General features: G+C 66.9%; 11 protein-coding genes and 1 pseudogene. 11 read left to right on the top strand and 1 reads right to left on the bottom strand.

The genetic code is table 11. From position 1 onward, the window contains the following. The first annotated feature begins 121 nt into the window (after window positions 1-121). Genes AKJ09_RS32695 through AKJ09_RS55125 form a run of 8 tightly spaced genes read left to right on the top strand, consistent with a single transcriptional unit; the run spans window position 122 to window position 8283 of the window. Window positions 122-1165, top strand: a complete 1044-nt coding sequence (locus AKJ09_RS32695) for a hypothetical protein (RefSeq protein WP_146651780.1) — start codon at window positions 122-124, stop codon at window positions 1163-1165. A 54-nt stretch (window positions 1166-1219) separates the two neighbouring features. Continuing rightward, window positions 1220-1813 (top strand): RNA polymerase sigma factor, encoded by a 594-nt coding sequence (locus tag AKJ09_RS32690; RefSeq protein WP_169928055.1) that lies wholly within the window; start codon window positions 1220-1222, stop codon window positions 1811-1813. Beyond that, window positions 1810-2520, top strand: coding sequence for a hypothetical protein (locus AKJ09_RS32685; protein ID WP_146651778.1), 711 nt, complete (start codon window positions 1810-1812; stop codon window positions 2518-2520). Before AKJ09_RS32690 ends, AKJ09_RS32685 begins: the two co-directional genes overlap by 4 nt. Then, window positions 2517-3674: a hypothetical protein gene (locus AKJ09_RS32680; RefSeq protein WP_146651777.1), complete on the top strand. Its 1158-nt coding sequence runs from the start codon at window positions 2517-2519 to the stop codon at window positions 3672-3674. Before AKJ09_RS32685 ends, AKJ09_RS32680 begins: the two co-directional genes overlap by 4 nt. Then, window positions 3671-4786, top strand: a complete 1116-nt coding sequence (locus AKJ09_RS32675) for a WD40/YVTN/BNR-like repeat-containing protein (protein ID WP_146651776.1) — start codon at window positions 3671-3673, stop codon at window positions 4784-4786. Before AKJ09_RS32680 ends, AKJ09_RS32675 begins: the two co-directional genes overlap by 4 nt. Window positions 4787-4788: 2 nt before the next feature. Next, window positions 4789-6108 (top strand): hypothetical protein, encoded by a 1320-nt coding sequence (locus AKJ09_RS32670; RefSeq protein WP_146651775.1) that lies wholly within the window; start codon window positions 4789-4791, stop codon window positions 6106-6108. Window positions 6109-6166: 58 nt separating this feature from the next. Beyond that, entirely contained in the window at window positions 6167-7408 is a 1242-nt protein-coding gene (locus AKJ09_RS32665; RefSeq protein ID WP_169928054.1) for an RCC1 domain-containing protein, read from the top strand. Beyond that, window positions 7405-8283, top strand: coding sequence for a hypothetical protein (locus tag AKJ09_RS55125; RefSeq protein ID WP_146651773.1), 879 nt, complete (start codon window positions 7405-7407; stop codon window positions 8281-8283). The genes AKJ09_RS32665 and AKJ09_RS55125 overlap by 4 nt, the downstream gene beginning before the upstream one ends. A gap of 7 nt (window positions 8284-8290) precedes the next feature. Here the strand turns inward: AKJ09_RS55125 and AKJ09_RS56375 are convergent. Beyond that, window positions 8291-9195: pseudogene (locus AKJ09_RS56375) on the bottom strand (AraC family transcriptional regulator). Between the two features lie 247 nt (window positions 9196-9442). Here AKJ09_RS56375 and AKJ09_RS32650 point away from each other — a divergent pair. From AKJ09_RS32650 to AKJ09_RS32640, 3 genes are all read left to right on the top strand, one after another. Continuing rightward, window positions 9443-11158 carry a hypothetical protein gene (locus tag AKJ09_RS32650; RefSeq protein ID WP_146651772.1) on the top strand — a complete coding sequence of 572 codons (1716 nt, stop codon included), beginning with the start codon at window positions 9443-9445 and terminating at the stop codon, window positions 11156-11158. A 163-nt stretch (window positions 11159-11321) separates the two neighbouring features. Further along, window positions 11322-12371: an NHL repeat-containing protein gene (locus AKJ09_RS32645; protein ID WP_146651771.1), complete on the top strand. Its 1050-nt coding sequence runs from the start codon at window positions 11322-11324 to the stop codon at window positions 12369-12371. Continuing rightward, on the top strand, window positions 12368-13894 hold the full coding sequence (locus AKJ09_RS32640; protein ID WP_146651770.1) for an MYXO-CTERM sorting domain-containing protein: 1527 nt from the start codon (window positions 12368-12370) through the stop codon (window positions 13892-13894). The genes AKJ09_RS32645 and AKJ09_RS32640 overlap by 4 nt, the downstream gene beginning before the upstream one ends. The last annotated feature ends 26 nt before the right edge of the window (window positions 13895-13920 follow it).

The following is a 13920-nucleotide window of genomic DNA, read 5'->3' as shown; positions in this document are numbered from 1 at the left end:
GACCGTTGCGCGCCGGGCTCTGGGGAGCTTGCCGCCGCGGGCGGCGAGGGACGGCGTGAGAAGCGAGCGGCGGCTCATCGAAGGGCTTCGCGAACGGGGACGCTAGCGCTAGTTTGCCAACGTGCTTCGTCGCGGGCGATCACGGGCAGCCCTGTGCGCGCTGTCGGCGTTCATCGGGCTGCTCGGCGTGTGCGCGCCGCGCACGTCGGCGGCGGCCGAAGACGAGCTGGAATTCACGTGGCGAGCGCCGGCGGGCTGTCCCGGGCGTGAGCAGGTTCTCGCGCGAATCCGCGGCCTCGTCGGCGCGAACGTGGCCACTTCGTCGCGTGTCGAGGTCGTCGCCGAGGTCGAGAAAAAAGGGGGCTATGCGCTCGTCATCACGACGAACCGAGGTGAGGACTCCGAGACGAAGACCGCGTCGTCGACGTCGTGCACGACGATCGGCGAGGCGGCGGCGATCATCGTGGCCGCTGCGCTCGTTCGTGCGCGCGCCGCGGCCACGGTCGAGGACACGCCCGAGCCGGAGCCCCGGCCCGCCGAGGACGCGGTCGTCTCGACCGAACCGAGCTCGCGCACCGAGCCGATGGCGACGACACGGCCGGAGCGCATCGTCCGGCCCCTCCCCGCACCGACGCCTGCCAACCATCTGGGGTTCAGCCTCGGCGCGGGCGCGATCCTCGATGCGGGCACGCTGCCGAAGCCGACGCTCGGCGCCGAGCTCGTCGTCGCTGGGACGCTCGGCCTTTGGCAGGCCGGACTCACGGGCTCGATCTGGGCCCAGGGCGAACAGCGCTACGCGACCGAGACGAGCGCCCGGCTCGTCTACGACGTGGTCGACGCCGGGCTCTTCGGGTGCTTCTCGCCAATCGGGAAGCGAATCGTGGTCGGGGCGTGCACCGAGGTCGACGCCACGGTGATGAAGATCGAGGCTCGAGGCATCCGCTACCCAGGCAGCGCGCGGATTCTGTGGCCCACGCTCCGCGTTGGCATCATGGCAGAGCTTGCGGTGACCCGCTCCCTCGTCGTCTTCGGGCGGGCGGATGCCGCCTTCGCATTCGCGGTGCCACGGGTGGTGCTCACGACGACGAGCGACAACGTTGGCCTCCACGACGTGTCGGTTCCGTCCCTGCGAATGGCCCTCGGAGTTCGCGCGAACGTGCTTTGAAGATTTTCCAAAATCCGGCAGACCCGGCGGGAATGATCACGATGGATGCAAGCCGTGGTTCCCAGGGCCTCCGCCGTCGCTGAGCACGCCCCCGATCTTGCGGGCGAGGCTGTGCCGGCGTTCGAGGTCGTTTACGCCGAGCACTTCGACTATGTCTGGCGGACCACACGCCGGCTCGGTGTTCGCCCGGGCGAGGTCGCCGACGTCGTCCAGGACGTCTTTCTCGCCGTCCACACACTGCTGCCGAAGTACGAGCCGCGAAACGCGATCCGCGGTTGGCTCTACGCGATCGTCGCGCGCACGGTGCTGCATCATCACCGCACGCGCCGACGACGGACCGCGCCCGGGGAGAACGAGCTCGACGAGGCCCTCGTCGAGGGATTCGCCGACGCCGATGCGCGCGGCCCCGAAGACTCCGTCGCCGAGAGCGAGCACCTTCGTCTACTCGAGCGGCTCCTCGACTCTCTCGACCCGGAGAAACGCGTCGTCCTCGTCCTCGCGGCGTTCGAACACAAGTCGATGGCGGAGATCGCCGCCATCCTCGACCTCAACCCCAACACGGTGGCAACGCGCCTCCGCGCTGCGCGTGAGCGCATTCAGGCTGCGCTCGCGCGGCACCACGCGCGGGACGGATGGAGAATCAAATGAACGGTCGCGATCCGATGCTCGAAGAGCTCTTCGCGCCACTGTCGGGCGAATACGGTCCGACGGACAATGATCGTCGCGACATGGACGCGAGGATCCGCGCGCGGCTCTACGCGCCGGCGCTCGCCTCCGCGGCGGGTGAGTCGAAAGCATGGGCAGGTCTCCTGTCGCGTCCGTGGGCCTGGATCGGCTTCGGTGCGCTCCTGCTCACGGGCGCCGTTGCGACCATGACAGCTTCGCCGTCGTCGAAGGTCGAGAGCGCACCGCAAGTCCCAGTCGTCGCTCCGAACGTTGCGGCCGCCCCGAGCGCAGAGCCTTCGCCGAGCGTCCCCGTCGTCAGCATCGACGCACTCCCGACGGCCGCGCCGGTGAAACGCACGGTGACCGTGAAGAGCGCCGCCCCCGCCGAGGACGCGCTTGCCCGCGAGACACGCCTCCTCGGCCGCTCGAACCTCGCCGCGAACGCCGGCGAGCTCGGCGAGGCTCTACGTCTGCTCGACGAGCACGCGCGCGAGTTCCCGCAGGGCGTCCTCGCGGACGAGCGCGCCGTCGAGCGCGTGGTCTTGCTCTGTCGAATGGGCCGAAAAACCGAGGCGTCGCGTGAGGCCGACGCCTTTCTCGCTACGCATCGCGGGAGTCCCCTTCGCGCGCGGGTCGCGTCGACGTGTGCAGCATCTTCTGGAACGGCATCCACCGAGGGCACGCCATGAAACGCTTCGTGAGTTTGACGATTACGGCCTTGTCCCTCGGCATCGTCGTCGCGTGCGGGACGTCCCGGCGTGACGTCTCGGTCGGCGCCGACTGCGCGTCGGGATTCTGCGAGTCGGGCCCGCTCGTGTTCGGCGACGCATCGACGGCCGACGCTGACGCTGACGCCGCGCACGCGGAGATGTGCCCGAGCTCGCGGTGCGAGGAAGGATTCGGGACATGCGCCAATTCGAAGTTCCCCTGCGACATAACCTTCTCGAAGGACGTCGCGAACTGCGGAGCGTGCGGCGTTCAATGCCCAGCCTCGCTGCCGAGCGGCGCGGGCGAGTCCATCTGTGTCGACGGCAAATGTGGATATCGCTGCAACTCCGATCGAGGGGACTGTGACGGCATTCCCGACAATGGCTGTGAAGCCTACCTCGGGTGGGACGAGGCCAATTGCAGTGCATGCGGCGTCAAATGCGCCGAGGGCGAGGAGTGCCGCGACGGGACGTGTCGCGGCTGTCCGACCGGAAAGGTCCGCTGCAACGGCCAATGCGTCGATCAGCGTAGTGACGACAACAATTGCGGCTCGTGCGGTTACGCGTGCAGCGAGCACATTCCCGACGATTATGAGCCCGTGCCCTTCATGACGTGGGGTTGCGGGAACGGCCTCTGTGGCTCGAAGTGCGCCAAGGGCCGGGCGGACTGCAACGGCCGCCACGACGATGGGTGTGAGGTCGACCTCGTAGCTCTGGACAACGAGCACTGCGGCGCCTGCGATGTCAAATGCACGGCGCCAGACACCTGCCGTCGCATACTCGGCGGCAACACCGAACGCACGATCGGCTGCGGATGCGACGACGGCTACGTGAACTGCCCCCGGTGGGACGGCGACCAATACCTCAGCTGCGTCGACATCACGAGCGACATGGCCAACTGCGGCGGCTGCGGGATGCTTTGTCCGTCGGCCGGCGCGTGCGTCGGCGGCCTTTGCGTCGTCCGTTGCCAGGAGTCGAAAGCGGACTGCAACGGCGTCGCTGCCGACGGATGCGAGACGAATCTCCGCTCGGATCCGTCCAACTGTGGAGCGTGCGGGCATGTCTGCGACGGCGTCCCGGGCCAGCCCTGCGTCGAGGGGCATTGCGCGGTCGAGGCGTGCGGAGGTGTGAAATGAGGCGTATCGCGATCGGTACCTGGGTCGCGCTCCTCGCCGCGTGTGCGTCGAGCGAAGACCCCAAAGCATCGCCCGCGCCCACGCCCGTCGCCGAAGGAGGCGTGAACGATGCCGGCACGAACGAAGCAAGCGTGAGCGACGCCGGCGCGACGCCCGATGGGGCCGCCCGCGATCTCTTCCCAGACACGTGCGCCCCGGGCGCGTTCTGCCCGGTCTCGATTTCGCTCGGAGCACAGCAAAGCATGCTGTCGATCTCGGCGCGCTCCGAATCCGATATATGGGTCACGGGTTCGCTCGGGGCCGTCGTCCACTTCGACGGCACCGCATGGTCGTCCGTTCGGATGCCGCTGAGAGAGACGTTCGGCGCCGTCCTCGCGCGCTCCGGCGACGAGACCTGGCTAGGCTCGTCGATGCGTGCTGTTTACACCAATCGCGCACCCGATGCCGGCCCGTCGAGCTGGACCACGATCGCGAGCTCGCTGACTCCCTACGCGCTGCGCGATCTCTGGTCGGCGCCCGGGAGTGCCCGCGTCTGGGCAGCGCTCGAAGAGCAGAGCCAGCCGACGACCTTGTTCCGTCTCGAGGTCCGTGACGACGTACTGACCGCGACCCCGATCAACGGAATCGCCTTCAACGTCGCGATGAACGCGCTCGATGGCATATCGAAAGACGAGCTCTGGGCCGTTGGGGATCTCGGCGGTGCGTACCGCATCACGGCGGCCGAGTCCGAAACGCCGCTCGTCGAACGCTTCGACACGCATACGAACAATTCGCTGAACGGCGTGTCCGTCCTCTCTGGCGACGATATCTGGGCGGTCGGGACGGTCGGAACGGTCAGGCGTTATCGCGGGCCAACGATCGGCTGGGAGCGTGTCGACGTCCCCGTTACCAATCACCTGAATGCCATCGCGGCAGTCGCGCCCGACGACGTATGGGTCGTCGGCGACGGGGCGACGATCCTCCATTACGACGGCTCGACCTGGTCGACAGTCGCCATCGCGGGTCTCCAAGGCGTGCGGCCGAGGCTTCGCGCAGTCACCGTTCTTCCAGGCCGCATCGTCGTCGCCGGCGAGCGGTCCATTCTCGAGCTCCGAACCGCGAAGGGAAGCTGAGCATGCGTCGTCGTCTTTGGATGATCTTCGCCGCCGGAGTGGCGGCGCGCGCCGTCGTCGCGTGCGTGGCAGACGGATCGACTCCTCCGCCTCCCGTCGCCGATGGCGGTCTGGCCGAATCCACTCCCCTGGTGCCACCTCCGACGTCGGACGCAGGTGATGCGGGCGACGTGAATGACGGTTCGACGCCAGACGCCGACGCTAACGTCGATGTTGCGTGGTGCAGCGACGCGGGGTGGTGCACGACGCGCGTTCCGGATCCGTCCATTCGCTTCTACGCGCTGGTACCGCTCGAGCGGCGCGCGTTCGCGCTCGCGTGGATCGCTGGGCGAACGACGCCCCTCGTCTTCGACGGAAACCAGTGGAACGTCATCGCGGGAAAACCGTGGGACGACTCCACGAAGGACGAGCAAATGCTCTATGCCCTCGCGGCGCCGAACGACCACGAGATGTGGCTCGGAGGCACGAACGGCTATTTCGCTCACGCCATCGAGACGAACGGCAGCTGGTCTTTCACGAAGATCGATCTCCTCACGAACGACACGGTGCAGTCGATCTTCGCCGTCGACGCAACGGAGCTCTTCGTCGCGACGGAAACACGCATCTACCATCACGGTGGTGATGCGGGAGACGCGGGCGCGCCTGATGCGGGGGACGCCGACGCGGGAGATGCCGGCGACAGCGTCGATGGATGGGTCGTCGAGTACCGATCGCCGAACATCGACGCAGAGCTCAAGATCCTCAGGCCGGACGCTACCCCCGTGCCCGTGCGCTTCTCCACGCTCATCGGCAATAGCGCGAGCGACATCTGGCTCTTCGGTCGCCGCGCAATTTGTAGCCATATCGCGCGTCGCACGAGCGCCGGATGGGCAACGCTCGTCGATACACTCGCGGCCCGCGAGACTCCGGGAGCGCCGGATAGCCAAGTAGCGTGTTTCGCGCGAAGAGGCTATGTGCGCACGTCCCCTCTCACGATGCCGAGCATGGCGGGGCCGGGGGCGTTCGTCGCTTTCTCGGACACGACCGCCGTCATGGAGGGAAGCATGCTGCCGACCAGAATCTCCGTGGTGCAACGCGGCTATCTGCCCAGCGGAACGGAGAGTCTCTGGCAGGTCCCCGACGGCCCGACACGTTATGCGAGCGGCTATGCCACGCTCATGTCGAATCCAGACATGGTGGACGGCGGGACCTGGGCGTATTCGACGATCTCGGCCGACGGCAAGACACCGACGCTGAGGAGATTCACGACGATCAGCGGAACGAGCGAAAAGAACATGTGGGTCGCCGGAGAATCCTATGCATTGCACCGCACGCTACCTTGAACGCACCGTCGCGACGCTCGCCTGCGCGACTGCGCTCGCGAGCTGTGTGCTCGATCAAATGAGCGTCTCGCCATCGCCCGACGACGTCGTCGACGCCGCGGTGGATTCGCCTCCGCCGGCGATCGAAGACGCCTCGCGCGCCGAGGTCGTATCCGAAGACGCCGCAGCCCCCTCGCCTCCTCCCAGCGTCGTTTGCCCGGGGACGGGCGCGTGCGCTCTCGCACTCCGCGCCCCGGCCGACGGAACCGTGACGCCGGTCTCGGAAGCGTTCTGCGCACGCCTCGCGACCGGCAGAGTGGCATGTTGGGGAAGCAACGTGCGCGGGGAGCTCGGTCGTGGACCCTCGGACGCTCCGGCCAACGCAGCCTTCGGGCTGCCCGACGTGGTTCCCGGGCTCGAACATGCGACCGAGCTCGATCGCGGCTGCGCGCTCCGTGACGACGGCTCGGTCGTGTGTTGGGGGCAACTCGCCATTCCAGGGATCTCCGATGGCAACACTCCGCTCGCCCAGCCGACCACGTTGCCAATCCCACCGGCGAAGAAGATCGCCGCTGCCGGGAGCGTTGCCTGTGCGGTTCTTGCGAATGACAAGATGACCTGTTTCGGGCGCGACTGGCGGTCGGGGCAGCTGGGATATGCCTTGGCAGGCGGCGCCGACGGCGGAGTCTACGGTCCGGCCCAGCTCACGTTCGGGCCCGGCGCGCGGATCGTCGGAGTGGCGGTCGGCGAAGGCATCGAACGGTTTGGCGGCGCGACGTTTGCGCTACGCGAAGACGGTACCGCACTGAGCTGGGGAATGAACGAGTCGCTCGGTCGCGTATCGTCGTTCATGCCCGATCCGACACCCGCGCCCGTCGAGCTCGCGAACGTGAGCTTCGTGTCCGCGGGCGGTTCGGCGGTGTGTGCGATCGCGGGCGGTCAGGTCTATTGCTGGGGCACGCGGCTCGAACCACCGAAGGCGCTCGAAATCTACGATGCCATTCATGTCGCCACGGTGGGGCCGCGCCCGCTCGGACGAGGCTGCGCGGTTCGACGTGACGGTGATGTGAGGTGTTGGGGCGACAACGACCGAGGCCAAGCCGGCGACGGAACGACGGCCGTCGCTCTGGCGCCGGTAAAGGTGCTCGGTCTTCCCGGCCCTGCCGTCGCCGTCGACGTCACCATGAAGTCGTCGTGCGCCCTGCTCGCCGACGGGCGAGTGTTCTGCTGGGGCGATGGCACTCGCGGCCAGCTCGGTCGCACCTTCAACAACGGCTATTCGCCTGCGCCGCTCGAAGTCGCGTTGCCGGAGACACCATGAGCATTCTATCGAAACCGCGCACGCTCCTGCTGTTCGCCCTCGCCGTCGAGGCCTGCCAGTCCGACGACCGGACGTCGTTCGGCACCGATGTGCCCGAGGCAGGCCCGCCGCCGACCTTCGTCGAAGCCGGAACTCCGCCGGTCGAGCTCGCTTCGGACCCGCCGCCAACGCCGGTCGACGTCATCATCACCGCCGACAATGCCTATTCGTTCGGTTGGGGTGACGAAACGTCGGTGAATAGCTATTACCGAAATGCGCCCGCTCAATCGTGGCAAGAGATCTTCAGCTGCCCGATTGGCCTCGGCCCCGAAGCCTATACGGTGCCGTCCGGCGAGGCACTTCCCGGCGCGTGGCTCTACGTCGTCTCATGGGCCGACTACGCAACGACACAAGGAGTGATCGGACAGTTCAAGCATCGTGGTGGCGACCCGATTTATACGGGCAGCGGCGATTGGCAAGTCTGCGCGGTCGGCAAACCCTATCCGACGAACAAGGGTGGACCGGACCAGGCGACAGTCAATCAAGAGCTCGCCAAATGCAACGCCGGCACGGGCGACCCGCTGACGACGAGCGCAGGCTGGGTCGGCGTCGACGGCCCCATCACTCCCAACGCGGTCGGCACCGTCGCCTTCGGTCAGGACAACGAGAGCGACGTCGATCTCAGAGGCAAGCCTGGCTACGTCTTCCTCCCCGTGTGCAAGCATGACGTGACGCACGACAACCAAGGCATCGACGGGAAGGCTCGTTGGATGTGGTACCGCCCACCGGGCTTTACGGGCGATCCATTCCTCGCGACGACCGTGAACGACACGCGCACGTTCCTCATCTTCCGCCTCCCAACCAAGGCACTCCCCGTCCCCGTCCCACCGAAGTAGCAGCCCTTTATCGGAGCGGTAGGAACACGTCGGTGATGGCTTCGTGTTCGGGACATCGGGGAAGAAGCTTACGCGTTGGAAGAAGAGGGGGGCGTCGCGGAGTTCTTCGCCGCTCGTAGGGAGCCACTCGGCGTAGAGCCAGCGGATGCTTTCGGGGAACGTGTCCTCGGAGCCGACGTGGCGGAGGACGGCGCAGCGACCGCCGGCGATGACCTTCGACACGACGCCTTGGTCGTTGGGCGCGACGTCGCGGGAGGTGGCCGCGCAGATGTCGAAGCGGAAGTTCTCCTTGTCCTCCATCTCTGGATCGCTGTGAGCGATGTTGAAGGTCGCGCTCACGCGTGGTGACGGGCCGTTCGCCTTGCGCCAGGCGATGAAGCTGCGGACGGAGTCGCCGAGACGGGCCGGATCTCCGCGGTGCTCGAGGGCGGCCACTTTGGTTTCGGGAAAGTCGACGATGCGGACGTCGTCTGCGTGATGAACGGGCTTCATGTGCATTCTCCTCAGTTGGCTGACGGGCTCGTAGGTCGCTTCCCATACGTCCCATCGCGGTCGTTTCCGGAACTCCGAGGGGCTCACGCCGAAGCACTTCTTGAAGGCACGCGCGAAGGCCTCGGGGCCGTCGTAACCGGCGCCGAGTGCGATCGTGAGGACAGAGACCGGCTGGCTCCCGCGTCCATGAAGCCCTCGAAAGGCGAGCTGGTAGGCCGCGCGCTTCAGGCGTCGAAGCCGAACGTAAGGCAGGACGCCGAGCCCGAAGAGCTGGGAAAACTGGCGGTGGAAGTGGAACTTCGAAAACGCCGCGACCCGCGCCAGCAGCTCGACGCTCAGATCCTCGTCGAGGTGCTCGTCGACATGCTCGAGCACCCGCCGGAATCGCGCGAAGTAGGCGTCTTCATTGGAGCTGGTCACGACGCTCGAGAACCTACCCACCCGAGCGCGCACCGACCTGACCGAACTTGCGAAAGTGGGTCGGCTCGTGGCGCCACTCCGACGACGCCGGATCCATGAGCACCGCAAAAGGACGCTCCCCCGGTGGTTGATGGATGATCCATAGGCGGATCGCAATTCGCCACGTGGCTGCCTCGCAGTACACAAATTCAAACACTTACAGAACGCATGACGTTGGCCCCGGACATGCACCTACAGCGAGCCACACATGTTCAATCGACTCCTCCTCGGTTCGGCGCTGTTGGGTACGGTCCTCGCCATCACGGGTTGCTCGAGCGCCTCCACGGAGGAAGACGAGACGACGAATGGCACTGGCGAGGCGGGTCAATCGACTGACGCGGTCAGCGAAGTGATCCCGGGGCCGGTTGCCAAGAACTCGGACGGTGAAGTCTGGGCGGTCGAAAACGCCTGGGCCGACAAGAGCACCGCGAACGCGAAGAAGGCGGGCATCGCTTGGCCGGCGAACAGCGGCCTCTCCTGGGAGGAGAAGTACCGCAAGTGGATCGAAGGCTTCGCCAAGGTCCCTGGCCAGCGCTACGGAGACACCATCCGCATCGAGACGCCCTGGGGCAAGACGATGGACGGCCCCGTCCTCGAGTGCGCCGACGTCGCCATCTGGCTGCGCATGACGTTCTCGTCCTGGTACCACCTGCCCTTCTACCTGACGGGCGTGGTCAACGGCCGTACGATCTACTTCGGTCACTTCGGCGTCGTCGACCGCGACGGCAACGCGGTCCCCGGTTACCCGAAGTTCAAGACGCAGTACCGCGACTTCGAGAGCTCGTTCCGCTCGGGTTCCTCGTGGCCGAGCGATCCGACGCTCCGCACCAGGCACGTCGGCAACGACGACGGTGAGTCGGGCGTGGCGGTCGGCGACAAGAAGCTCGGCGACAACGACGGTGCCGGCTCCTACCTCGACGAACTGTTCCTCAACAAGCGCGCCGGCTACCTCTTCATCCTCCTCGACGGCATGTTCGGAAGCACGAACCTCGCCGACGGCGCGAACATGTTCCACATCACGCCGGAGTCGACGAACGTCGGTGACGTCCTCGTCGAACGCTTCCAGGCCGAAGGCATCGGCCACACGCTCCCGCTCATGTCGTCGGTCACCCTGCCCGACGGCCGGATGAAGGTCACCGTCGCGAGCGGTTCGATGCCGCGCCGTCAGCCGAACTGGGAAGACACGGCGTCGAGCGCCGGCTACTTCAAGAACGACAACACGGGCGGCGTCGGTAACAGCTACGACGGCGTCCCCTACGCCAAGCTCGGTGGTGGCATCCGTCGCTGGCGCACGCCGGCCCTCCAGAACGGCCGCTGGGCGAACATCGTCCCCGGCGAAGATCGCTCGGTCTACATCAGCGACGACAACCTGAGCGCCATCTCCGCTCGCCCGGCGCGCTTCACGCAGCTCCTCGCGGAAGACACCCCCGAGGCGGCGCGCGATGCGGCGCTCGCGACCATCGAATCGGCCCGCACCTCGCTCCGTGAGCGCCCTGCGAGCTGCTCGGCCCGCACCAAGCGCGAAGAAGGCTTCCTCGCTCTCTACGACGCGGTCGACAAGCTCGGGATGTCGAAGAGCGACGCGGACGCGCAGTACCGGAAGCTCGAGGACCGCGTCTTCGGTGAGCTCGAATACAACAAGTCGAAGACCTGCTGCTGGAACTCGACGACGTCGGCGATGGCGCAGATCGTCCTCGACTACGCCCAGGACGAGCAGACCAAGAACGAATCCACCGGCGTGTGCAAGGAGCCCACGGTCTTCCGGTCCTCGAACGGCGGCAACTACGACCTCTGGAAGACCTACGCGGCGAACAACGGCAAGCGCGATCAGTGGAAGGACTGGAGCGAGGACGAGCCGTGCGAGCAGCGCGGGGTGCAAGAAGACACTGTCACTGCACGCGGCATCGTCCTGATGTGCAAGTGAGCGAAGTCTGAATAACGGAGTCTCGAGCAGGTGACGTTGGACGCCTGCTCGAGACTTGACCGAGCGCGACTTCAGCGCGATGACCGCCCGTCCTTGTCGTTTTCGACGTCAGGGGCGGGCGTTTGGCCATGAGTGGCTTGAGTTGGTTTGAGTTGGAGGCGTGATGGCGGCTCGAACGTATGGAGTTCTGGCGCTCGTATCCGCACTGGGAGCAAGCGCTCTCGGAGCGTGCAGCGCGGAATCGCGGTCAGCAGAGAACAAAGCGGGCACGCAGCACTCCGCCCTGAACACGGACGCGAACGCGAACGTGAACGCGACCAGCGCCGGAACGTTGCGCTTCGCGTGGGGTGAGAAGGCCGGTCAGATCGGCTTCCGACCTTCGTTCCGCGAGTCGCTCCCGCTCGGAGCGCCCGCCATCGCCGTCGGCACTGACGGTCAGGTGTTCGTGCTCGATGCCCTGAACGAGCGCGTCTCGAAGGTCCTACGCGGGAACCTCGTTCCGGTCGCAAGCGTTCCGCACGACGCCGACGACATCGCCGTCGCTCCCGACGGCGCCTTCGCCGTGCACCGCGTGACCAAGGCGCAGGTGACGGTCTACGGGCCGAACGGCGAGAGCATGGGCAACGTCGACGTCAGCGCCATTCCCGAGCTCGACGGCATCTCGCTCGGCACCTCGCGACGGGTCTTCGTGAACAGCGCCTTCCAGGAGACCTTCCTCGTCGGCAGCCCCTCGCTGCCGCAGGCCAAGTCGGCCATCCTCGCGGGCAAGCGCGAAGGCGCGGCCATCGTCGCCGGCAACATGGGTGTCGCGACCGTGCGCACCGACAGCGGCGAGCTCGAGCTCCGCGTGCTGAGGCAGGGCGAGGAGCGCACCACGCTCGCGAGAACCATCGCGCTCGGCAAGGGCGCAGCGGCTCGCGTCGTTGGCGCGAGCGGCGCCGTCGCGTGCGTCCGCATCGAGCAGACGAGCCAGGAACCGGGCAACGGCGCCATCGGCGTCGAGCGCGAAGCGGCCTGCGTCGACGTGCGAAGCGGCGACACGGTGTTCCGCACGAAGCTCCCCGCCCCGGGCGCGTATCTTCCTCGCCGCGAGCTCGCCTTCGGTGGCGGAAAGCTCGCCTTCGCCCATGCGGAGGCCGACGGGCTCGCCGTCACCGTCTGGGACGTGAAAGCGATCGCCGAAGCGACGGACGCGAAGGGCGGTGCACGATGAAAACCGGAATTCTCGCGGCCTCCCTCGCCGCCACGATCCTCGCCGCGGGTCACGCCTCGGCCGTCACGCGCGAAGAAGTCCTCATTCGGGCGCGCGCCTACGCCATCCACGAGTGGTCGTCGACATCGTCCAACCAGAAGGCGTCGTGCAGCCCGAAGTACAAGTCGCTCTTCCCGCCGGATGACTACGTCGGCCTGCCCTACGGCTGGGGCGGGTACATGTCTCTGTTCGAGTTCGACCAGAACATCCTGAGCGGCTACGCGGCAGGCGCACAGGAGCCCGACGGCGTCCTCGATTGCATCGCCGGCGTCGACTGCTCCGGCTTCGTGAGCAAGACCTGGCAGACGGGTCACTTCACGACCTCGTCGATCCCGACCACGTCGTCCCAGATCAACAAGAACGACATGCTGCCGGGCGACGTGTTCAACCAGGCAGGCTTCCACGTCGCGCTCTTCTCGAACCTGCTGCAGAGCGGCGAGCCGTTCCTCATCGAGGCCGCCGGTTACAACACGCACTTCAACGGCTTCGGCGGTTGGTCGTACGTGAACGGGTACATCCCGCGTCGCTTCAGCGGCATCTCGGGCACCACCGCCAGCAACCCGGTCGGCACCACGTACAACCCGATCGTGGTGAACAGCTTCCCGTTCAACGATTCGCGCAATACGAAGAACTCGCTGAGCACGGTTTACGACGGGTGCAACGCCGCCGCGGGCACGCCCGAGAAGGGCCCCGAGTTCATCTACAAGCTCGAGATCACCACGCCCGGTACGCTCACCGCGAGCGTCCAGGACGACGCAGCCACCGACGTCGACATCTACCTGCTCGAGCACCTCAACACGACGGCGTGCCTCGCTCGCAACGACACGGCGATCTCGAAGACCGTCGGTTGCGGCACCTATTACCTCGTCGTCGACAGCTACGGCGCGGACTCCAGCAAGGCCGGGCCCTACACCCTGTCGGTCAACGTGGCGCCCTCGGGTCAGGCCTGCAGCGCCGTCGCGGGCCCCTCGCCCTTCAACCCGAAGGGCAAGCTGGGCGACGCGTGCTCGTACCCGGGTCATGAGGATTTGCCGTCCTGCAATCCGAACCTCGGTTCGGAGACCTGCATCTACGGATCGTCGTCGAGCTTCTGCTCGAAGGCCTGCGCCAACGAGAACGACTGCAGCGCCCTCCCCGGTGGCGGCTGCTGCCAGGACCTCACCGGCAAGGGCGAATTCTACTGCCTCACGAAGAGCTTCTGCGACGGGTCGGGCGGCAAGCCCGGCGTGGCCGACGCGGGCACGAACCCCACGGGTGATCCCAGCACTCCGAAGGGCCAAAATCCCGACGGCACGAGCGGCGAGGGCGAAGGAGAAGGCGACAACGCCGATCCGACCGGTTCGTCCGGCAATGGCAGCGGAGGGACCACGACCACCGCCAGCGGATGTTCACTCTCGCACGACAGCTCGTCGTCGGCCGCCTGGGGCGTTGCCCTCGCGGGCCTCGCGATGGTCGCTGCGAGCCGTCGCCGTCGTTCGCGCTGAGACCTCTCATCGCTCCAGAGGCGCGA

The sequence above is a fragment of the Labilithrix luteola genome (assembly GCF_001263205.1).
GTDB classification, from domain to species: domain Bacteria; phylum Myxococcota_A; class Polyangia; order Polyangiales; family Polyangiaceae; genus Labilithrix; species Labilithrix luteola.
The sequence above is the reverse complement of the archived record's forward strand: the minus strand, read 5'-3'. Positions and strand labels throughout refer to the sequence as shown.

Bases quoted from the DNA above. Each gene is read 5' to 3' on its own strand.
- AKJ09_RS32680 (WP_146651777.1), top strand. From the start codon at position 2,517: ATGAAACGCTTCGTGAGTTTGACGATTACGGCCTTGTCCCTCGGCATC.
- AKJ09_RS32665 (WP_169928054.1), top strand. From the start codon at position 6,167: ATGAGCGTCTCGCCATCGCCCGACGACGTCGTCGACGCCGCGGTGGAT.
- AKJ09_RS32650 (WP_146651772.1), top strand. From the start codon at position 9,443: ATGTTCAATCGACTCCTCCTCGGTTCGGCGCTGTTGGGTACGGTCCTC.
- AKJ09_RS32640 (WP_146651770.1), top strand. From the start codon at position 12,368: ATGAAAACCGGAATTCTCGCGGCCTCCCTCGCCGCCACGATCCTCGCC.
- AKJ09_RS32675 (WP_146651776.1), top strand. From the start codon at position 3,671: ATGAGGCGTATCGCGATCGGTACCTGGGTCGCGCTCCTCGCCGCGTGT.
- AKJ09_RS55125 (WP_146651773.1), top strand. From the start codon at position 7,405: ATGAGCATTCTATCGAAACCGCGCACGCTCCTGCTGTTCGCCCTCGCC.
- AKJ09_RS32685 (WP_146651778.1), top strand. From the start codon at position 1,810: ATGAACGGTCGCGATCCGATGCTCGAAGAGCTCTTCGCGCCACTGTCG.
- AKJ09_RS32670 (WP_146651775.1), top strand. From the start codon at position 4,789: ATGCGTCGTCGTCTTTGGATGATCTTCGCCGCCGGAGTGGCGGCGCGC.
- AKJ09_RS32645 (WP_146651771.1), top strand. From the start codon at position 11,322: ATGGCGGCTCGAACGTATGGAGTTCTGGCGCTCGTATCCGCACTGGGA.